The 21,987-nt window shown below is 67.4% G+C and carries 10 protein-coding genes; 5 read left to right on the forward strand and 5 right to left on the reverse strand.

Features of this window, described 5'->3' with window-relative positions:
* Window positions 1-179 precede the first annotated feature (179 nt).
* The gene (locus tag O3305_RS19730) at window positions 180-11,186 is read left to right on the forward strand and encodes an autotransporter-associated beta strand repeat-containing protein (protein WP_269574052.1); all 11,007 of its coding nucleotides are present in this window, start codon (window positions 180-182) and stop codon (window positions 11,184-11,186) included.
* Between the two features lie 180 nt (window positions 11,187-11,366).
* Here the strand turns inward: O3305_RS19730 and O3305_RS19735 are convergent, their stop codons facing one another.
* The 3 genes from O3305_RS19735 to O3305_RS19745 all read right to left on the reverse strand — a co-directional run bounded on the left by O3305_RS19735 (window position 11,367) and on the right by O3305_RS19745 (window position 12,236).
* Window positions 11,367-11,558: a hypothetical protein gene (locus O3305_RS19735; RefSeq protein ID WP_269574053.1), complete on the reverse strand. Its 192-nt coding sequence runs from the start codon at window positions 11,556-11,558 to the stop codon at window positions 11,367-11,369.
* Between the two features lie 89 nt (window positions 11,559-11,647).
* Window positions 11,648-11,905 carry a hypothetical protein gene (locus tag O3305_RS23160; protein ID WP_353739205.1) on the reverse strand — a complete coding sequence of 86 codons (258 nt, stop codon included), beginning with the start codon at window positions 11,903-11,905 and terminating at the stop codon, window positions 11,648-11,650.
* 91 nt (window positions 11,906-11,996) lie between these two features.
* On the reverse strand, window positions 11,997-12,236 hold the full coding sequence (locus tag O3305_RS19745; RefSeq protein WP_269574054.1) for a hypothetical protein: 240 nt from the start codon (window positions 12,234-12,236) through the stop codon (window positions 11,997-11,999).
* Window positions 12,237-12,512: 276 nt separating this feature from the next.
* Here O3305_RS19745 and groES point away from each other — a divergent pair, with 276 nt between their 5' ends.
* The 3 genes from groES (at window position 12,513) to O3305_RS19760 (ending at window position 16,400) form a co-directional block, all read left to right on the forward strand.
* Window positions 12,513-12,827, forward strand: coding sequence for a co-chaperone GroES (gene groES / locus O3305_RS19750; RefSeq protein WP_269574055.1), 315 nt, complete (start codon window positions 12,513-12,515; stop codon window positions 12,825-12,827).
* 52 nt (window positions 12,828-12,879) lie between these two features.
* The gene (groL, locus tag O3305_RS19755; protein WP_269574056.1) at window positions 12,880-14,499 is read left to right on the forward strand and encodes a chaperonin GroEL; all 1,620 of its coding nucleotides are present in this window, start codon (window positions 12,880-12,882) and stop codon (window positions 14,497-14,499) included.
* 1,250 nt (window positions 14,500-15,749) lie between these two features.
* Window positions 15,750-16,400, forward strand: coding sequence for a GAF domain-containing protein (locus tag O3305_RS19760; protein ID WP_269574057.1), 651 nt, complete (start codon window positions 15,750-15,752; stop codon window positions 16,398-16,400).
* Between the two features lie 193 nt (window positions 16,401-16,593).
* On the opposite strand, the gene O3305_RS19765 is transcribed toward O3305_RS19760, so the two are convergent.
* Both O3305_RS19765 and O3305_RS19770 read right to left on the reverse strand, forming a co-directional pair.
* Window positions 16,594-19,527: a PAS domain-containing protein gene (locus tag O3305_RS19765; RefSeq protein WP_269574058.1), complete on the reverse strand. Its 2,934-nt coding sequence runs from the start codon at window positions 19,525-19,527 to the stop codon at window positions 16,594-16,596.
* A gap of 205 nt (window positions 19,528-19,732) precedes the next feature.
* The gene (locus O3305_RS19770; protein ID WP_269574059.1) at window positions 19,733-21,442 is read right to left on the reverse strand and encodes a histidine kinase famiy protein; all 1,710 of its coding nucleotides are present in this window, start codon (window positions 21,440-21,442) and stop codon (window positions 19,733-19,735) included.
* Window positions 21,443-21,659: 217 nt separating this feature from the next.
* On the opposite strand from O3305_RS19770, the gene O3305_RS19775 reads away from it, so the two are divergent.
* On the forward strand, window positions 21,660-21,902 hold the full coding sequence (locus tag O3305_RS19775; RefSeq protein ID WP_269574060.1) for a DUF7662 domain-containing protein: 243 nt from the start codon (window positions 21,660-21,662) through the stop codon (window positions 21,900-21,902).
* Window positions 21,903-21,987: the final 85 nt, after the last annotated feature.

The raw sequence follows: 21,987 nt of genomic DNA on the forward strand, positions 1-21,987 counted from the left end.
ACTCCCGTGACCGTCTGAACGGCTGATCGAAACGGGGGATCATGCGACACGACAGCAAGGCCGGCGCCGTGCCTGCGCGCGGCTGCCATCCGCTGCGCGCGGCCTGACCACCCGACCGACGGATTGTCTTTTCGCAAACCCATACCGGAGCGCCTGTCCGCGCGCCCGAAGGAGTCCGCATGCCTACGCTTCGCCGCACCGTCCGCCGCCCGTTCACACCGGCGCGGGTACGCCACGGCCTGCTCTGCTCGAGCGCACTGGTTGCCGCCGCGCTGGCCCTGCCGGCGCATGCGCAGTTGGCCGCGCTACCGCGCGATGGCGGCGACATCCTGGGGGAGAATCCCGGCACGGTGATCGATAGCACCGCCGCCAATGGAGGCGTCCGGCTGCTGGGAACGACCGGCGAGGTGGTGCTGACCAATGTCGTGATCGGCAACACCAGCGGTTCCAACCCGGGCGGCAATGTCCGTCCCCAGGATGGCTATTATCAGCTCTCGGCCACGGGCGACGCCGTGGCGACGCTGCGCGGCAGCACCCGCATCTCAAGCACCCAGACCATCGGTGGGGATGGCGCCGCGATCTTCATCGATGGCGCGGACAAAGGCGCCGCGACGCTGACGCTCGATAGCGGAAGCCACAGTTTCACCGGCTCGGACGAAGGGATCCGCCTGCGCTCCACCGTAGGCGCGGCTACTCTGGTCAACACCGGAAGTCTCAGCATTACGGCGCCTAACGGGATCTACGCGACCGGCGGCAGCGTCGACCTGCGGCTGGGCCAGGTCGATATCCAGGGCAACTACGGTATCCGGGCGAGCGCCATCGCGGAGGGGGCGGTCTCGGTGGCAACGCAGGGTGGCACCATACGCGCGCTCGAAAGGGGGATCATGGCCAGCGTCCGGGGGCCATCCGCCAACGTCACCGTGGACCTGCAGGGCGCGATCCTGATCACCAACACCAACATGGGCGGCTTCGGCCTGAACCTCGATTATGAAGGAACCGGCGCTTCGGATACCGGCGCGATAACCGTGACCACCAGCGCGGGCGGCACGATCGATGCCTTGGGGCCTGCCCGCACCACCGGCAATGTCGGGATCTCGGCTGATTCTGATTCGGGCTCTGGCGGCGTCAACCTGGACATCGGCGCGGCCATCGGCAGCGCCAGCTTCAATCTCGGGATAGGCATCAGCGCAGGTACCGCCGCGACTTCGAGCGGCAAGGTTTCAATCAGCACGACCGCAAGCATCACGGCCGTGACGGGTATCTCGAGCGGTTCCGGCGCTGCCGCGGGGAACAGCATCGCCCTGGGAGGCGACCTCACCGCGACCAGATCAGCCGTTATCATATCGCGCGGTATCGGAGCCTACGACATCAGCATAGGCGAGGGCGTCACTGTCCGGGGCAATCGGGGCAATACGGGCATGGGCACTATCGTGACCCTTGGCGGATCGATCGACAACAGCGGCATGATCCGCAACGGTGCCGACGAGAGCCTCGGCAACGGCGCGGCGATCCAGCTGGGCACGTCCGGCGGCCCGCTTACCATCACCAACCGGGCCGGCGCGACGATCCAGGGCGGCAGCCGCGCGATCTCGCTCCAGGGCGCCGCCACGCACGCCATCGACCTCCAGCTCGGGTCGAGAACGATCGGCGACATCGTGATGGCCGGAAGCGGCGCCAACACGCTGATCATCGCCGGCCGGCTCGACGGTCGCTTCGACGCCAGCGGCACCTCCGCGGATTTCGTCACGCTCGAGGCGACCGGTTCGCTCGCCGGCGCCAGCCTCGGCGCGGGCGACGACACCTTCCTCTACCGCGGCGGCGATCTCGCCGGCCGGGTCGATGGCGGTACGGGTACCGACACGCTGGCGATCGATGTCGGCGACGGCATCACCGCGCAACTCGACGTCACGGGATTCGAAATCCTCGACCAGCGCTCGGGCATCGCCGCGATCGGCGGGGCGATGGCGAGCCTGACGCGCATAGACATCGGCAGCGGCATCATGGACTTCCTCGATGGCCGCAACCTGACCGCAGACATACGCGTCAATGGCGGATCGATCCGCGCCGGGGCAGCGGAGGCGTTCGGCACCGGCACGATCCATCTGGTCGATCCGACGATCCAGCTCAGCGCCAGTGGCAGCTATGGCAACGACATCGTGCTCGAGGCAATCGACCCGGTGAACGATCCCTCGCGGATCCTCGTCGATGCGGGAATCAGCGCCTATCTCAACGGCCGGATCAGCGAGACCGGCAGCCAGCCGCTGGTGATCGGCGGTGGCGGCACGCTGACGCTGACCAATGCCGCCAACAGCTGGACCGGCACGACCACGATCGACGCAGGCACGACACTCGTCTCGCTCGCCCCCGGCACGCTGGGGCCCGACGGCACTACGGGAATTGTCAACAACGGCACGCTCGTCTTCGACTGGAGCGGCTATGGGGGGCATCTCTCGGCGATATCCGGCAGCGGGGCGCTCGTGAAACGCGGCACCGGTGCGCTGACGCTCGCGGCGAACAACGGCTATGCCGGCGGCACCACCTTGGAGAACGGTAACCTCATCCTGGGCGGCAGCCAGGCACTCGGTGCCGGTGCCCTGACGCTCACCGGCGGTATGCTGCAGCTGCGTGGCTATACGCAGGCCGCGTCGGTGCTCTCTGGCGCCGGCGGTACCCTCCTGTTGCAGGCCGGGGTGCTGGACGTCAACCAGGCCGGCGACAGCATCTATGCCGGGTCGATCGACTTCAGCGGCGCCGACTATGCCAGCACGCTCAACAAGCGCGGCACCGGCGCGCTGACGCTCTCGGGCGTGCTGACCGGAGGCCTGGGCACGATCAACCTCGATGGCGGCGCGCTGACCCTGAGTGGGGACAACGACTTCACCGGCGAAGTCTATCTCCGCGCCGCGACGCTGCGCCTTTCCGGAGACAATGCGCTGGGACGGGCCGACCTGTTCACCAGCAGCAGCCTCGGCCGGATCGAGGCCGTCGGCAGCCTGACGCTGTCGAACGACCTCTATCTCGGCGGCGCGCTGGGCACCCAGACGGTCATCTCGGTCGATGACGGCGAGACGCTGAGCCTTGCCGGCCAGATCAACGGCAACCGACCGATCGTCAAGCAGGGGGGCGGCACGCTCGCCTTCTCGCGGACCAACTACATGGCGTCCAACATGCTGCTCCAGCAGGGCGGCATCGCGGTCCTGGCCAACCAGGCGCTCGGTACCGGATCGGTGACCGCCTCGGACGGCACGCGGCTGGTGCTCGCGGACGGCATCAACGTCGCGCAAAACGGGCTGATCCTGAACGGCAACCTGGCCGTCGATGTCGCGAGTGGCGCCGCGCACATCAGCAAGGCCGTCTCGGGAAGCGGCAGCCTGACCAAGACCGGCAACGGCACGCTCTACCTCGACGTACAGAACAGCTTCACCGGCGGCATGCATTTCAATGGCGGCACCACCGTGCTCGGCGTCAACGCGACCCTGGCGGGGTACAGCCCGGTCGACTTCAATGGCGGAACGCTGGTGATGAACCGCTTCGGCTCGATCCTCGGGCCGCTCAGCGGCACTTCGGGGGCGATCCAGCTCATCGATGCGAACTACGGCCTGGTGATCGAGCAGGACGCCGACACCCGCTATGCCGGCACGGTCGGCGGGGCCGGCTTCTTCGCCAAGCAGGGCAGCGGCACCCTGACCATGGCGGGCGAGATCAGCGGCGACGATGTCCGGGTTCGCTCGATCTGGGGCACACTCGTGCTCGACGCGGCCAACAGCTATGGCGGCGGCACCGAGATCAACAACGGCTCGAGACTGATCGTCGGCAATGACGCGGCGCTCGGCACCGGTGACCTCGTCGCCGCGATCCTCGAGGCGCAGCTCGAATCGAACAGGAGCGTCACGCTCGCCAACAACATCTTCATCGAGCGGAACGACTCCACCTACGGCAATCTTGCCATCGGCGGCGATCACGACCTGACGCTGACCGGGACAGTGGCCGAGCGCGGCACCGGCTATGGCGGCGTGCTGATCAAGCGCGGCGGCGGCACGCTGACGCTGGCGGGCCATAACAGCTATACCCAGGGCACTGTCCTCGAGCGCGGCACGATCGTTGCCGGGACAGACGATGCCTTCGGCACGGGCACGGTCCATGTCGTCGGTACCGGCACGATCGCGCTCGGCAACGGACGGGTTATCGCCAATGCCATCGATCTCGTTCGCGATAGCGGCCAGGGCTATGACGGCCAGCTCACCGTGGACGTGGCGAGCGGCAGCGCCGTGCTGTCCGGGCCGATCGGCGGAGACGGTTCGCTCAGCGTCAGCGGCGCCAGCCTGCTGCTTGCCGGCGATCTCTCCTATACCGGCGCGACGACCCTGCGCGGCGGCGCAAATCTCACGCTGGGCGGCAGTGGCCTGGTTTCCGGCATGCTCGGTCCGGTCACGATCGACGACGGCATCTTCACGGTGGATCGTGCCGGCGATGTCGTCATCGAGCAGATCGACGGCGCGGCCGGCAGCTTCGTCAAGACGGGTAGCGGCACCACCAGCCTGTGGCGCGAAGGAAGCTTCACCGGCGATGTGACCCTGGCCAACGGCACGCTCAAGCTCAGCGATCCCGGTGCGATCGCCCAGGCCCGCTCGGTGTCGCTGACCGGCGCGGATACGGCCATCGACCTGTCGGTGCTCGATGGTTTCGCCGCCGCCGCGACGCTGCACAATCTCTCGGGCGTGGCGGGCAGCACGATCGGGCTGGGCTATAGCGGTGTCCTTTTGATCGACAATGACCGCGAGACCGAGTTCGCCGGCACCATCCGGGGCACGCTGGATCCGGCGTGGGTCGGTCGGGTATTCGCACTCGGCACGGGTACGCTGACGCTGAGCGGTGCCAACGACCTGCGCGAAGTCGATATCGAGAACGGCACGGTCAAGATGGCCGGGGCGGGGACGCTCGGCGAGAATGCCTGGGTGTCGATGTGGGATTCGACCCTCGATTTGTCCGGCGTCACCGGCGGACAATTCGCGATCGGCGGCCTGAGCGGCGGCCCCAGCACGATCGTGCTCGGCGCGACCACGCTGACGATCAACAATGGCGGGGACATCTACGAAGGCACGATCACCGGCACCGGCGGGCTGCACCTCGTCTCGGGATGGCTCGGGCTCACCGGCGCACACGACTATACCGGCGAGACGGTGATCGATGCGGATGCGGCGCTCTACACCGCCGCCGCCCAACTCGCGAGTTCGGTGCGGGTCGAGGGCACGCTCGACATCTCGCAATATAATTTCTCGAGCAGCTTTGGCGGGCTCAACGGCAAAGGCACGGTCTCGCTCGGTAGCAACGAGCTTATCCTCACCGGCGGCGGCGACTTCGGCGGTGCGATCGAAAGCGAGAGCGCGGGGATCACGCTGCTCGCGGGCAGGCTGAACCTGTCCGGCACCAACTATTTCGGCGGCAGCGCGGGCATTGCGGAGGGCGCGACGATCGCGCTGATCGGCAACGGATCGATGGAGAATGCCATCGTCGATACCAATGGCACCTTCGACATCAGCGCCGCCACCGTGCCGGTGTCGCTCGCGGGCCTGTACGGCAGCGGCACGCTGGCGCTCGGCAACGGCCAACTGACGCTTCGCGGCGACAGCGAGTATTCGGGCACGATCTCGGGCGGCACGCTCGCCATCGCCTCGGGCACGACGCTCCATCTGGGCGGCGGCGCATCGGCGGACGGCACGCAACTGGAGGTGCGTGGCGCGCTCGGCCTCGGCCTGATCGAGGGGGATATCGGCTTTGCCGGGCTTAGCGGCGCCGGCTCGATATCGCTTGGCGCGCATGACCTGCTGAGCGGCGGCGGCACCTTCGACGGGACGATCGACGGGCTGGGCGGCCTGCGCGCCCAGGCGGGCGTCGTCACGCTCACCGGCGCGAACTTCTATACCGGCGCCACCACCGTCGATGCCGGTGCGACCCTGCGCCTCGACGGCGGCACGCTCGCCAGCGATACGATCGTCGCCAATGGCGTGTTCGACGCTGCCGGCGCGGGCGCTGCGCTGACGCTCGCCAGCCTCGGCGGCACGGGTTCGGTCCAGCTCGGCGGGCATGCGCTGACGCTCACCGGCGCGAGCAGCTTCGGCGGCACGATCTCGGGCAGCGACACCCTCTCGGTGCTGGGCGGCGCCACGCTGGCGCTGACCGGATCGGCGGCGATCACCGGCGCGCCGGTGGTGCTGGGCGGTACGCTCGATCTGCGCGGCACGGGCGGCGACACCGCGATCGTCGATCTGACCGGCAACGGTTCGGTGCTGCTCGGCAGTCATGCGCTGGTGCTCGGCGGCAACGATGGTGACACCAGTTTCGCCGGCACGATCTCCGGCGGTGGCGGGCTGACCAAGACCGGCACCGGCACGCTGACGCTCTCGGGGGCCAACAGCTATACCGGTCTCACCCTGGTCAGCGCGGGCACGCTGCGCATCGGCGGGGTGAATGTGCTCGCGGATGATTCGCTGCTCGAAGTGCGGGACGGGGCGACGCTCGACCTCAACGGCTATGACGAAGTCGTCGCACGCTTCGTGATCCAGGGCAATCTGATCGGCGGCGGCACGCTGCGCGCCAATGAATATGTCCTCGATGGCGGCATCATCGACCATGCGCTGGGCGGCGGCCTGCTCGACCAGCGCAGCGGCACGACCCTGCTGACCGGCACGGCGGGCGCGCTCGACGTGCGCGTCAATGGCGGCACGCTGCGGCTGGGCGCCCACGAGCGGCTCGCCGACACTGCGGCGCTGCTGATCCGGTCCGGTGGGACGCTGGACCTGGGCGCGTTCGACGAGACGGTCGGCACCGCCGGGCTCGCCGGCACGCTCGCCGGTAGCGGCACGCTGACCGCGGGGAGTTACACGCTCGACGGCGCGACGATCCTCGCCAATCTGGGCGCTGGAGAAGTGGTGCAGCACTCGGGTGTCTCGACCCTGCTCGGCCAAGCCTCCGGTTCGGCGCGGATCGAGGGCGGCACGCTCCGCATCGGCGATGGCGGAACGACCGGCACGCTGGCGGGCGACATCGCGGTCAATGGCGGCATTCTGGCTTTTGATCGCGCCGATGCGGTCACCTATGCCGGCAGCCTTTCGGGCGGTGGCACGATCACCCAGGCGGGCGGCTTGCTGACGCTGGCGGGCGACAGCGGGGACTTCACCGGGACGATGACCGTCTCGGGCGGGTTGGCCGTAACCGGCAGTTTCGGCGGCACGGGCTCGACCCTCCGCATCGATAGCGGCAGCCTGTCGGGCACCGGCATCATCGGCGGCGCGGTCACGCTGGCGGACGGTGCGCATCTGGTCGGCGCGCAGGGCAGCACCCTGTCGCTCGGTGCGCTGACGCTAGGCGCGGGGTCGATCGTCGACGTGACGCTGGCCCGGGCATCGACCAGCGCGCTGTTCGACGTGGCCGGCAACCTGACGCTTGATGGCACGCTCAACGTCACCGCGGTGCCGGGCTTCGGGGCCGGCGTCTACCGGCTGTTCGACTATGGCGGGACGCTCACCGACAACGGCATGGTGCTAGGGGCGGTGGCAGGTTCGTCTACCGATAGGCTCTCTATCCAGACCGGCGCCGCCGGCCGGGTCAACCTGGTCAATAATGCCGGCGTCGCGCTCGCCTTCTGGGACGGCGGCATCGTCGCGCGGCATGACAATGGCGCGGTCGAGGGCGGTGCCGGCACCTGGAGCCTGGGTGGACGCAACTGGACCGACGCCAATGGCAGCGTGAATGGTGCGATGACGCCGCAGCCAAGCTTCGCGGTGTTCCAGGGCAATGGCGGCACGGTGACGGTCGACAATAGCGCTGGCCAGGTCTCGGCGCTCGGTATGCAGTTCGCTTCCGGCGGCTATGTGCTGGCCGGTGGCGCGATCGCCTTGTCGGGACCGAGCGCGTCGATCCGCGTCGGCGACGGCAGCGCGGCGGGGGCCGGCATTACCGCCACGATCGCGGTTGCGCTCACTGGCAATTCGACGCTGGTGAAGGACGATCTCGGTACGCTCGTGCTGGCGGGCGCCAACAGCTATTCCGGTGGAACATTGGTATCGGCCGGCATGCTGGTCGGCGACACGCGGTCGCTTCAGGGCGCCATCGCCAACAATGCGGCGCTGATGTTCGATATGGGTCGGGACGGCAGCTATGCCGGCGCGCTCACAGGCAGCGGCATGACGACCAAGGCCGGGCAGGGCATTCTCACCCTTGCCGGCACCAGCACGACCGACTGGACGGTCTCGGGTGGCGGGCTGATGGCGAGCAGCGCCTCGCTAACCGGCGACGTGGCGCTGGCAGCGGGCACCGGCCTCACCTTCGATCAGGCAGCGGCCGGCACCTATGCAGGCAGCGTCTCCGGCAGCGGCACTCTGACCAAGTCGGGCGCGCTGTTGACGCTGAGCGGCGACAATGCGGCGTTCGAGGGTACCGTGACCCTTGTCAGCGGTGGCCTCACCGTGACCGGCACGCTCGGTTCGGCCAGCTCGACCGTGACGGTCGCGAGCGGCACGCTGGAGGGCACTGGCACGATCGGCGGCGCGGTGAAGATCTCCGATGGCGCGCATCTCGCCGGCAGCCAGGGCGGAACGCTATCGCTCGGCGCATTGACGCTCGGGTCAGGGGGGATCGTGGACGTGGCGCTGTCCCACGCATCGGATAGCGCGCTGTTCGACGTAGCGGGCAACCTTACGCTCGACGGCATGCTCAACGTCACGGCCGCACCGGGGTTCGGCGCGGGAATCTACCGGCTGTTCGACTATCGCGGTACGCTCACCGACAATGGCCTGGTACTCGGCACTGTCGTCGGGGCCGCCACCGATGCGCTGACGATCCAGACCGCGGTGGCGGGCCAGGTCAATCTGCTCAACAGCGCCGGCGCGACGCTTGCCTTCTGGGACGGCGGCAATAGCGTGCTTCACGACAATGGCGCGATCAATGGCGGCTCCGGCAGCTGGGACGCCGGTAGCCGCAACTGGACCGATACCGGCGGCACGCTCAATGGACCGATGCAGCCGGTGCCGAGCTTCGCGGTGTTCGGCGGCATGGCCGGCACGGTGACGGTGGACGGCCACGTCTCGACGACCGGCATGCAGTTCGCCACGACCGGCTACACAGTGACCGGCGGTACCGTCGCGCTCTCGGGTGACCGCGCAACGATCCGGGTCGGCGACGGCAGCGCGGCGGGCGCCGGCTTTATCGCCACCATCGGCTCGGCGCTCACCGGCGGCGCCGCCCTGGTCAAGACGGACCGGGGCACGCTCGTGCTGACCGGCGCCAACAGCTATACCGGCGGCACCGTGATCGAGGCGGGCACGCTGGTCGGCGACACCCGCTCGATCCAGGGCAATGTCACCAACAATGCGAGCCTTGTGTTCGACCTGGCCAATGCCGGCAGCTATGGCGGCAGCGTCAGCGGCACCGGCGTGACGACCAAGGCCGGGCAGGGCGTGCTGACCCTGGCCGGCGCCAATGCCGGCGACTGGCGCGTCACCGGCGGCAGCCTGGTCTCCACGACTGCCCTGTTCACCGGCGATGTCGATCTGGCGGCCGGCACGAGCCTCACCTTCGACCAATCGGCGGCGGGACGCTATGCCGGGACGCTCACCGGCACCGGAAGCCTGGTCCTGCGCGGCGGCGGCGCGGTATCGCTCACCGGCAATTCCTCAGGCTTCCAGGGAATCACGACCGCCGGCGGCCTGGTCTCGGTCAACGGCACGCTGGGCGGCACGCTCGACCTCCTCGCCGGCGGTCGTCTCCAGGGCAATGGCACGATCGGGTCGGGACGGATCGCCGGCACGGTCGCGCCGGGCAATTCGATCGGCACGCTCAACGTCACCGGCAATCTCAGCTTCCTTGCGGGCAGCACCTACGAGGTCGAAGCCAATGCCGCGGGACAGAGCGACCGGATCGTCGTAGCCGGGACCGCCTCGATCCAGAGCGGGGCGGTGGTCCGGGTGCTGGCGGCGGAAGGCAATTACGCGGTCAACACCAGCTACACCATCCTGACCGCGGCGGGCGGGCTCTCCGGCACATTCTCGAACGTGACTTCGAACCTTGCCTTCCTCACGCCGAGCCTGGCCTATAGCGCCAACGCCGTGACGCTGACCCTCAGGCGCAACATGATCGACTTCGCGGCGGTGGCGCAGACCCGAAACCAGCAGGGCGTGGCGCCGGCGGTGGAGGCGCTCGGGCTCGGCAACCCGCTCCATGACGCCGTCGTCGCTCTCGCCGCGCCGGAAGCACGACGCGCCTTCGACCAGCTCGCGGGCTCGGACTATGCCAGCATGCGCGGGCGCCTGATCGAGGACAGCCGCTTCGTGCGCGACGCGCTGCTCGCGCGCGGCGAACTCGCGGGCGAGGAAGGCCCCGCCGCCTGGGGCACGGCGCTCGGCGGCTGGGGTTCGATGCGGGGCGGGGCGCTCGCGCAGGGCTATGATCGCGACCTCAAGGGACTGGTCGCCGGCTTCGATGCCGCGCTTGGCGGTCATTGGCGCGCGGGCCTCGCCACCGGCTACAGCACGACCGACCTGCGGACCGGCAGCGCCACGCACAAGGCGGACAGCTATCATGCCGGCGGCTACCTTGCCGGCGGCTACGGCATTGCCTCGATCCAGCTGGGCGCGGCCTATGCATGGAACGAGGTCCGCTCGCAGCGCCGCATCGCGTTCGGCGGTCTCGCCCAGGGACTGGGCGACCGCTACCGCGCTGATACCCTGCAGCTGTTCGGCGAAGTCGCGGCCAGGGCCGATCTGCGCGGTGTTACGCTCCAGCCCTTTGCCGGCCTGGCCCATGTCCGCCTCGGGGGCGCGCAGATCGCCGAGCATGGGGGTAGCGCTGCGCTTCACGGCGGCACGCGGGACGAGCGCATGACCTATGGCACGTTCGGCCTGCGCGCGAACACGGCGCTCGACCTTGGCCGCACGGTGTTGCGCTTCAAGGGATCGACGGCGCTACGCCATGCCTTTGGCGACACGCTGCCGGGCGTGGATTTCGGCTTCGCTGCCGGTCCCGGCTTCGCCGTCGCGGGCAACGCATTGGACCGCGACAGCGCGGCGATCGATGGCGGGCTGGAGCTCGATCTCTCCCGGCGTGTCACGCTCGAAATCTCCTATGCCGGCAACCTTGGCGAGCGGACGACCGATCACGGCGCCCGCGCGGCGCTGCGCCTGCGATTCTAAGCTGCGGTATGGCGCGGCCCGCCGACGCCGATCCCGGGGATCGCGCGCCTCGGCGTCCGGCCCGGGCCTTCCCGAGGCTGGCTCGCGGTTCCGGTGTCTTGTCTGGCGCCGACCTTGCGGTTGAGGCGCATGCAGGACAGCCCGCGTTACTTTACACCAGCTGCTGGCCGGGTGCCGGCTTCAGGCGACCGCGAGCAGTGCGTGCTTAATATCCTCGAGCGAACGGAATCGAACGAGGCCACCGGCTGGTCCCTCCGGATGCAGGGAGAGGGGAGATTGCAGCCGATCGCTTTCGATCGCTTCCACCAGTTTCTCCCACTCCGCCGATGTCAGTGCGAAGAGAGTCGATACCTCACCGCCAATTTGTTTCATTGCCACTCCCTGTCCTGTTTCCGCGAACCCGCCCAAGGCCAAGTTCGCGCCATCCGATGCCGAGGACGGCTGGTGCGTCCGCGCATCCCTCACCGTAGATCGCTTCTCATGCCACCAGCACCGGGCGGTCTGTCCGCCCCCAGGCCCTCGCCAGCGCCGACTCGGATCCGGGCGCATTGGATTTCAAACACCCCGTCCAAGGCGCGCCATTCGGCAGGGCGGATGCGCTGGTTATGCGCCACCCGGAGGGAATGGAGCGCCGCCCCGATTTCCTGGCGCCTATGATCGAGAAACTCGAACAGCGCCGGAAAGTCCGGCGCCCGATCGTTCTGCTGCCAGACGAACAACTGAAGCCGGAAGGGCGCGCCGGGCGGTAGTAACGGACCTCGGCGGCAGTGCGCCCATGGCCGTCCGACCGTGCCATGAAGATGTTGTCGGTCATCGTCCTACGCCATCTGCACGAATGTGCGGGAGACCGAGGTCACCCGAGGACCGCAGCGCCCTTTCGGCTCTCATCCGCCTCTTCGCGCCTGGTGGCACCCGCGGTGCCGGCACGCAGGGGCGCGCAGAGCTGTCGGAAGCCCAACGCGCCAGGATCGCGCGTTTCACTTCGGGCTCCGGGCTCGGGTGGTGCGCGAATTCGAACGGGTGAAGAATGCGGGAGACGGGTTGCGACATGATCGTCCTCCTTTCCTTGGTCGCTCCTTTCTCGTGGCCTTCTGGCCGGGCAGAATTTTGGTGGATTGCGCGCCCTCGTCAAGGGCTTGGCTTGTGCCAGGCGTCCAGGATCGCAGGGTTTTATGCCGCGTTCTCACCCGGCGAACTCACCCGGTGAAAAAATTCACCCTCCGGGTCTTGAACGGAAAAATCGAGTTTCCTAATTCGCCGCCGCCCGCCGCTGCTAGGGAGCGTCGGGCACATTGACATCATGCTTTTGCAACTGGAGGTTTTGCCATGCATTTCCGCCCCTTGCACGACCGTGTGGTCGTCCGCCGCATCGAAGCCGAGGAGAAGACCTCGGGCGGCATCATCATCCCCGACACCGCCAAGGAAAAGCCGCAGGAGGGCGAAGTCGTCGCCGTCGGCCCGGGCGCGCGTGACGCCAATGGCACGCTCGTCGCCCTGTCGGTCCAAGCCGGCGACCGCATCCTGTTCGGCAAATGGTCCGGCACCGAGGTCAAGATCGATGGCGAGGACCTGCTCATCATGAAGGAGAGCGACATCCTCGGCGTGATCGAGGCGCAGGCCGAGCTCAAGCAGGCTGCGTGATCGCCCGATCCCTCAACATCTCAGGAAGGACATAAGAAAGGAGTTAGCCAAAATGGCTGCCAAGGAAGTGAAATTTGCGTCGGACGCGCGTGATCGCATGCTGCGCGGCGTGGATACGCTTGCGAATGCAGTGAAGGTCACGCTGGGGCCGAAAGGCCGCAACGTCGTGATCGAGAAGAGCTTCGGCGCGCCCCGCATCACCAAGGACGGCGTGACGGTCGCCAAGGAGATCGAACTCGCCGACAAGTTCGAGAATATGGGCGCGCAGATGCTGCGCGAGGTCGCCAACAAGCAGAACGACAAGGCGGGCGACGGTACCACCACCGCGACCGTGCTCGCCCAAGCGATCGTTCGCGAGGGCTCCAAGGCGGTCGCCGCGGGCATGAACCCGATGGACGTCAAGCGCGGCATCGACCTGGCGGTCGGTGCGGTCGTCAAGGATCTCGAAGCGCATGCCAGGCAGGTCAGCGCCAATAGCGAGATCGCCCAGGTCGCGACCATCTCGGCCAATGGCGACGAGGAAGTCGGCCGCATCCTGGCGGCGGCGATGGAGAAGGTCGGCAACGAGGGCGTGATCACCGTCGAGGAGGCCAAGAGCCTCGAGACCGAGCTCGAGACGGTCGAGGGCATGCAGTTCGACCGCGGCTATCTCTCGCCCTATTTCGTCACCAACCCCGAGAAGCTGCGCGCAGAGCTCGACGACCCCTATATCCTGATCCACGAGAAGAAGCTCGCCAACCTCCAGGCGCTGGTGCCGCTGCTCGAGAAGGTGGTCCAGTCGGGTCGCCCGCTGCTGATCATCGCGGAGGATGTCGAGGGCGAGGCGCTCGCCACGCTGGTGGTCAACAAGCTGCGCGGCGGCCTCAAGGTCGCCGCGGTCAAGGCGCCGGGCTTCGGCGATCGCCGTAAGGCGATGCTCGAGGACATCGCCGTGCTCACCGGCGGCAACGTGGTGAGCGAGGATCTCGGCACCAAGCTCGAGAATGTCACCATCTCGATGCTCGGGCGCGCCAAGAAGGTGGTGATCGACAAGGACAACACCACGATCATCGACGGCGTCGGCACCAAGGCCGACATCGACAGCCGCGTTGCCCAGATCCGCCAGCAGATCGAGGCGACCACCAGCGACTATGACCGCGAGAAGCTGCAGGAGCGGCTTGCCAAGCTCGCCGGCGGGGTCGCGGTGATCCGGGTCGGCGGCGCGACCGAGGTCGAGGTGAAGGAAAGGAAGGACCGCGTCGACGACGCGCTCCACGCCACCCGCGCCGCGGTCGAGGAAGGCATCCTGCCGGGTGGCGGCATCGCGCTGCTGCGCGCGCTGAAGGCGCTCGACGGCCTCAAGGCGGCGAATGACGACCAGCAGTCGGGTATCGACATCGTCCGCAGGGCGCTGCGCGCGCCCGCGCGCCAGATCGCCGACAATGCCGGCGAGGACGGCGCGTGGATCGTCGGCAAGCTGCTCGAGAGCGAGGACTATAACTGGGGCTTCAATGCCGCGACCGGCGAATATCAGGACCTGTTCGCGTCGGGCGTGATCGACCCGGCCAAGGTCGTGCGCACCGCGCTCCAGGACGCCGCTTCCGTGGCCTCGCTGCTGATCACCACCGAGGCGCTCGTCGCCGAGTTGCCGAAGGAGGAAAAGCCGGCAGCGATGCCCGCGATGGAGTATTGAGCGCTTGGGCCCGGCCGCTTGGCCGGGCCCATTTTGAATGGACGCACATCTTACCGTCCCTGGGGCGATATGGCCGCGAAATATCGGCCGGCCATCCCTTGGGTCGTCGAAAGGAAAGCGGCCGCACGGCCCACATGGGCGCCGGAGCCAAGGCGGGCACCCATGGTCGGGACCACCGATCGCGAGATCAGCAGCGACAGCGGATTGCGTGAGCCCTTGATCCAGGAACCCGACAAGGGCGGATCGCAGGAAGAATTCAAGCCAGGGAGAAAGCCGGACAGGACGCGAGGGCAAACTACACGTCCTGTCCGGATACAGGGACGGTGGTGACCGGACCCCATATGCGATGCCGTCTCCTTCCCAACGATGCGGCGCGGCTGCGGTTCCGCCCGCTGACCGGCGGCCCCAGGGCCGGCTGAGATAGCCCGCCTGCCGGACCCGGGTTGAAGCAGGGGAACATGCTTCTAATACGGCCCGCCGGACTTCGCGACCTCGGCGCGCCTCCGCGCAGCGCGTTCAGCCCTGCGCCGCTCTTGGCCAAAGCACCGATTTTCGCGCCTGATCGCGACGACGGTTTATCGCATCTCTATTTCGTGGCCCTCCGCGTTCGGGCGGCGGGATGAAGGAGGGGTTGCGATCGCCGAGCCCGGCACCGGAAGCGGGCGGCTTGAACTAGGCCGCAGACTCATAAATGCGGCCTTTCGGCAAACGCTCCAATGTCGGCCGTTGAGCGAAGAGGCGGCCGATCCAGAAGCGGTCAGGCTGTAAACGCCCCAATAACAGGCGCTATGTTTGTGACTGGCAGTCGCGAGGGTTGCCGCCTCCAAGCCTATTACTCCCGAGGTACCGGGCTGACATGCCAACCTCGCGCATCGCGCGCGCGGCCTCTCCAGCACGAAGCAGACATAGGGTCGCCAGCCAAGCGTGATGGCGTGCCTCGGATTGACCGCCCATTTCTTCCGCGGCCTGAAAATGACGATCCGCCAAGGCACTATAATAATCCACTGCATCGATCTTCATGGCATGCTCCAGTGCCCCATTTCATTTCACCGTTCCCAAGCAACAACCCAGCTTAGATGAGCCGATGCGAGCTAGTCTCATGCACACGCCATGTTTTTCAAATCTGTAAGATTGCACCCGTTACATTACTGAGTTGCTCAGGAATGCTTTGTTACGTGACATCGCCCCTGCTCATGAATTGGGCAAAATACTCAACCCAGGGGCGTCGGGATCGATTAAGGAATTTCGAATTGATCGAACAGGCTCGCGCATGTAACCAAGCGGAACTCGCAGAGCTGCGGCGTCAGGCGCGCGTGCTGACGAGCGGCGTGTTTGGCATGAGCGGCGACGCCGAGCTCTCCCAAATCGTTGAGCGGGTCGCCGCAGAGACCGGTTTTCCCTTTTCTGCAGTGTCTATCGTAGACTGCTCGACTCTGTGGCTGGCCGTCGCCTACGGCTTCGATCCCAGGGAGTTCGCCAGGCCCGACAGCTTCTGCGACGCCGCGATTGGAGTTCGCAATTACGCGCCTTTGTGTGTCCCCGATGCTTGGCACGAGCCACGCTTCAAGTTCGCTCCCGCCGTGCTCGAGATGAACGTGCGTGCCTATTTCGCCGCACCTCTGGTTACCAGCGATGGCTTTGCGCTGGGTACATTATGCCTTCTGGACCAGAAACCCAGGACCATGGACGCGAACGGCCTCGAACTCCTGAAATCCCTCGCAAGCCAGGCGACCGAGGTGATCGAGCGCGAGGCAAACGCGCTGGCATACGCCAAACATGCCATGGCCGAGCTCAGTACCCGTATCCGCTTCGCAGTTGCGGACCAGAATGACTCTGAGGTGGCCGTGCTCGACGAGGAACTTCGTCGGATGGAGGCGAAATTTGGGACTCATTGGAAATAGAAGCTCTGGCGCTGGCCGCGTGTAGCGCGCAAGAACGGCTGCCTTTTCGGGGATACGCCGGGAACGGTCGGGCGGCAGTCCACCCAATCAGCCGATTGACCGGGGATGCCGAATGCAGTCGTTTGTCGGTTCACGACCTGGCCTGCATGCTGCGTGGGATCCGAGTCTCGCGGCGTGCCGGAGGGACACCAGATTAGAGGCCAATTCCGGCCAGCGCATCCTGCAGTTCGCTCGCGCGAAACGGCTTGGTCAGCCGTGGCAGGTCGGGGGCAATCCCTTCGACATCGGCATAGCCCGACACGATCAGGCAGGGGAGCCCAGGCCGTATCCTCCCTACTGCCCTGACGAGCTGGGTCCCGTCCATGCCCGCCATGAGATGATCGGTCACGAGCAGGGCGAAATGCTCGCCCGCCTTGAGCAGGTTGAGTGCTGCCTGCGCCGATTCCGCCTCCACCACGTCGAACCCGCATTCCTCGAGCATGTGCGCCGTACTCGCACGAACTGCTTCCTCGTCATCGACGAGCAACGCCGTACCCCGCGGTCCGGCGCGAGCGATGGCCTCGTCGGAGCCGGCGGGCGACGGTATCGCGGCCTCCGCTGCGGCTGGAAGCCAGATCTCGACGTTCGTGCCGAGTCCCGGCGTGCTGAGGATGCGAAGGCCGCCGCCCAGCTGCTGCGCCAGTCCGTGAACCATTGAGAGCCCGAGACCCGTGCCTTTCCCAATCCCCTTGGTGGAGAAGAAGGGCTCGATGGCGCGCGCCAGCGTGTCCGAGTCCATACCAATCCCGCTGTCGGCCACCGAGATCATCACGTAGCGGCCGGGCCGCAGTTCGCCTTGCTCCTTGCCGCGCACGTCCCGCACGGTGGCGCCGATGCGAAGCGTCCCGCCCTCGGGCATCGCGTCGCGCGCGTTCACGCTCAGGTTCAACAGGGCCATCTCGACCTGGTTATAATCCGCCATCGCTGCGGGCAGATCGCTGGCCGCCTCGACCCGCACCTGAATCTGCGGGCCCGTCGTGCTCGCGATCAGGTCGCCCATGCCGGCGACCAGCGCACCTACGTCGATGGCGGTCGGCTGGAGCGGCTGGCGCCGCGCAAAGGCGAGCAGGCGCTGCACGAGGGTCCGCGCCCGCTCCGCCGACTGGAGCGCGCCCGCCACGAGCCGCTGCTCGCGCTCGTTGCCGAGCTGCTTGCGGCTGAGCAAGTCCAGCGAGCCGATGATGGGCGTCAGCAGATTGTTGAAGTCATGGGCCACGCCGCCGGTGAGCTGGCCAAGCGCCTCGACCTTCTGGGACTGGCGCAGCTGCTCTTCCGCCTGGGACAGCCGTCGCTGCTCGGCCATCCGCTCGGTGACGTCGTGCACGATCTGATAGGCGCCGATCCGCTGGCCCGAGCGGTCGCGCAGCACATTGAAGGTGATCTCGAAGAAGCGTCGCTCGCGCCCCGGGTCTCCGAATTCCTCGACCATGGTGAATTCCTCACCGGCCAGCGCGCGTCCCCAGGTCCGGCGCACCTGCTCGCGATGCTCCGGCAAGTGATCGAGCGCGTCGAGCATCGAGGTGCCGACGCTGGGCCGGATGCCATAGACGGCCTCGAAGGCCTTGGCGGCGGCGCGGTTCACCGCCAGCCAGCGATAGTCGAGGTCGGCGACGAGGATGATCGCCGTGGTGTTCTCGACCACGTCGGCCAGCAGCTTGCGCTCTGCCAGTCCCTCGGCGACGCGTTGCTCGAGCGTCTGGTTCAGCTCGAGCAGGGCGCGCTCGGTCCGCTTGCGCGTCGTGATGTCGATCGCGGTGCCGATGATACGGACGCACCTGTCCCCTTCGAAGACGCCGCGGCCCTTTGCGGCGACCCAGCGGACGATACCGTCCTCCTTGCCGATCGTGCGATACTCGACGTCGTAAAGGGCACGCCGCGCCGGATCGGCGGCGGCGCCATAGGCCGCCACGGTCGCCTCAAAGTCCTCAGGGTGCAGCCCGGCGTAGAAATCCTTCATCGAGATAGGCACATCGGGCGAGATGCCGAACATCGCCTTGACCCGCGCCGGCCAGAACAGGGTGTCCGCGACCGTATCGACGTCCCACTGCCCGATCTCCGCGGCATCCAGCGCCAGGCGGAGCTGCTCCTCGCTCGCGCGAAGATTGGCCTCGGCCGCTACCCGCTCGACATGTGCCCAGGATCGACTCGTGACTTCGCGCATCACGGCCAGGTCATACTCGCTCCAGCGACGCGGCACTCTGTCATGGATGGCCATCAGGGCGGTCAGGCGGCCGTTCTTCACCAGCGGCATGCAAAGGGTGGCGGCGACACCGATGTCCTGGAAGGTCCTGGCCTCCTCGGGCGCGATTTCGACAAGGTTGTCATTGATGACCAGCGGCCGGCCAGCGCTCAGCTCGCTGACCGCCAGCCGTCCGAAATCGGCCAGGCTGTAATGGCCCAGGATCGAAGGCGAGCCTTCGGCATGCCAGTTGCCGCGAATGGTGAAGCCATCCGCATCGGCATCCATGTCGGCATAGGCGCAGTTGGTGACGGACAGGTGCGACGCGACCATGCGCACGGTGACCGACAGGACCTGCTGCGCGTCCTGCAGGGGCGCGATCGCCTGGCCGAGCTCGTCCAGGAAGCGATAGAGTTCCTCGCTCCGCGCAAGCCGCCGCTCGGCGAGAATCCGCTGCGTGATATCGAAGACCAGCGCGAGCATGCCAACCGCTTGGCCGGTCGCATCGCGCACGGGAAGATATTCCAGGTCCATCCAGACCTGTTCGGGGCGGCCGTGCCGCCAGGGCTCCAGTTCCTGGGCGTGAAAGCTGAGGGACTCGCCCCGCATCGCGGCATCCAGCACGCGCGCATTGAACGCGCGCGCCTCGGGCCAGACATCGAGCAGCTTGCCGCCGAGCGCCGCGGGATGGCGCGGCCCGCAGATCTCCGCATAGCCGTCATTGTAGAGAAGGATGCCGTCCGGCCCCCAGAGCAGGGCCATGGGCACGGGGGACGCCAGAACGATCTGGACATGGGCGAGCAGCGCGCTCGGCCAGTCCTCGATGGCACCGAGCGGCGTTGCGCCCCAGTCCATCGAGCGAATGCGGTCGCCGGTATCCCCGCCGCCAACAAGGCCGGAAGATGTCACGATCTCGCTATCCCCCCTGGCCGGCGCGATCGCCTGCAGCCGATCCGCTCTTTGTTACAGCGTCGCGGTCCATGCGCCAGCGAGGCGCGCTGGCCCATCACCGGGACAAGTCCGGGCGCGGGCGCGCGGCGGCCCGGATGCGGACCACCAGGCGGCAGGCATCCTCCGAAACGCCGCCTTGGCGTCCAGCGCGCATACCGCACCCTCAGCCTTCCTTGTGGCCGAAGCCCTGTTCGACGGGACGTTCGCCGGGTGAATGGCGATCAAGCGCCACCCGGATGCGATCCGCCAGTTCCTGGCGGCGATAGGGCTTGCCGATCACGTCGAGACGGCTGCCCCGCGGAATGTCCGCGACCAGGTCCTCGTTATAGCCGGTGGTCATCAGGATGGGCGTTTCGGGCCGCAGTGCATGGAATTGCTCGACCAGTTCCAGGCCGCTCATGCCGCCAGGCATCACGATGTCGGTAAACAGGAGGTCGACCGGACGGTCTCCCAGCAGCGCCAAAGCTTCTTCGCCGCTCGATACGACCAGCACCGTGTAGCCGAGCGCCTCCAGCTGCTCCTGGGCAAGTGCGCGGACATCGTCGCTGTCCTCGACAAGCAGGATCGTCTCGCTGCCACCGGTGCTCGCCTTGTCGACACGCGGCGCGGGCGCGGCGACGCTCTGCGTTCCGGCCACCGGGAACAGCATGCGCACGGTGGTGCCGCGCCCCGGCTCGGAATCGATCTCGAGGCGCCCGCGCGACTGCTGGAGGAATCCGTGGACCATCGCGAGGCCGAGCCCGGTACCGCGCTCGCTGCCCTTGGTGGTGAAGAAGGGTTCGGTGGCGCGCTGGCGCACCTCCTCGCTCATGCCACTGCCCTCGTCGGTGATCGCGAGCACGACATAGTCGCCCTCGGGCAGCTGATGCGCGGCGGCATTGCCGTTGAGCTTCCACAGTTCGGTCGCGATCGTCACCTTGCCGCCCTGGGGCATGGCGTCGCGCGCGTTGAGCAGGACATTGAGGACGGCCATCTCGAGATGCGTCGCATCGATGTCGATCTCGGGCAGCCGGCGCTCGAGCGCAGTGACCAGGCGAACCTGCGCGCCGACGGTGTTGTCGATGAGGTCGCCGAACTCGTGGATCAGGGTGTTGAGGTCGGTCCGCCTGGGCTCGAGGCGGGTCTTGCGGGCGAAGGCGAGCAGCTGGCGGGTCAGGCGCGAGCCTCGATCGGCGGCGCGCGCCGCGTTGGCGACCAGCCGGTGCTGCCGATCGGTGAGCGCGTCGCCCTGCAGCATGTCGAGGTTGCCGGCGACGACCTGGAGCAGGTTATTGAAGTCGTGCGCGAGCCCGGCGGTGAGCTGGCCGATGGCCTCCATCTTCTGCGCCTGGCGGAAGGCCTGCTCGGAGGAACGACGGCGCGTCACGTCGAGCTGGCTGGCGAAGAAATATATCAGCTGGCCGTCGGCATCGTAGACGGGAGCGACGAACACCGCGTTCCAGAAGGCCGAGCCGTCGCGGCGATAGTTGAGGATCTCGATCGATATCGCTTCCTCGGCAGCGATCGCATCGCGCAGCTCGCGGACGGTCTCGCGATCGGTGTCGGTGCCCTGCAGGAAGCGGCAATTGCGGCCAACGACCTCCGCCTCTGCATAGCCGGTCAGGTCGAGAAAGGCCTTGTTCGAGAAGACGATCGGATTGTCGTCCTGCCGGGGGTCGGTCAGGATCATCGGCATGCGCGTCATCTGGAGCGCCGCGAAGAACACGGTGCCGCGCTGGTCGAGGCCGGGCTCGGCAACGGTCGAGCGCTTCCAGTGATGCTGCCCCTTGTTGCCCGTGGGGCTGTACGACGTGGGGTCCTTGAGATTGCCCGCCGGCTCGCCGGTCGCTTCCTGGGCAGTGTCGGCTTCGCCGCTGTCCTTGCTGCTCACCATTGTCCTCGAAGAAAAGTCTATGGCAAGAATGTTCCCGGAGCGTTTCGGTTTCCATGCGCGCGCAAATCCGCCGCAATGTCCGCCACGGGCGACCGCCATCGAACCGGGAGACCGACACCGCCGCGGGCCTTCCCCGCAAGGCGGGGCCTCACGCGAGAATCGTGGCGCACCCGCCGGAAGGGCTTTCGCCGCCGGCATGCCCCGCTATCAGCCGGCCATGGCAAAGTACGATCCCCTCCGCGATCACCTCAAGTCCGATGGCAGGCCGCTGATCACCCTCTCGTTCACGACCATTTCCCGCCTGGTCGGCGGCCTGCCTGATTCCGCCTCGGACTACCGGTCGTGGTGGTCCAACCAGCGAGGCAGTTCGCGCTATGTCCAGGCGCGCGCCTGGCGCGATGCCGGCTATATCGCCGAGCCGGACCTGATGAGCCAGATGGTGCTGTTTCGCAGGGGCTGATCCCGGCGCCTGCCCCCGCCGCTTCGGCTTGGGCAATGTCCGCGGCATGGGGAACGAAGGCATGGCACCGGCATTGTCCTGACGA

Source organism: Sphingomonas sp. NIBR02145 (assembly GCF_027359115.1).
Classification (GTDB): Bacteria; Pseudomonadota; Alphaproteobacteria; order Sphingomonadales; family Sphingomonadaceae; genus Sphingomonas; species Sphingomonas kyeonggiensis_A.

Excerpts from the sequence above, each read along its gene's own strand:
- O3305_RS19730 (WP_269574052.1), top strand. The coding sequence starts at position 180 with ATGCCTACGCTTCGCCGCACCGTCCGCCGCCCGTTCACACCGGCGCGG.
- O3305_RS19735 (WP_269574053.1), bottom strand. The coding sequence starts at position 11,558 with ATGAAACAAATTGGCGGTGAGGTATCGACTCTCTTCGCACTGACATCG.
- O3305_RS19745 (WP_269574054.1), bottom strand. The coding sequence starts at position 12,236 with ATGTCGCAACCCGTCTCCCGCATTCTTCACCCGTTCGAATTCGCGCAC.
- groES (WP_269574055.1), top strand. The coding sequence starts at position 12,513 with ATGCATTTCCGCCCCTTGCACGACCGTGTGGTCGTCCGCCGCATCGAA.
- groL (WP_269574056.1), top strand. The coding sequence starts at position 12,880 with ATGGCTGCCAAGGAAGTGAAATTTGCGTCGGACGCGCGTGATCGCATG.
- O3305_RS19770 (WP_269574059.1), bottom strand. The coding sequence starts at position 21,442 with ATGGTGAGCAGCAAGGACAGCGGCGAAGCCGACACTGCCCAGGAAGCG.
- O3305_RS19775 (WP_269574060.1), top strand. The coding sequence starts at position 21,660 with ATGGCAAAGTACGATCCCCTCCGCGATCACCTCAAGTCCGATGGCAGG.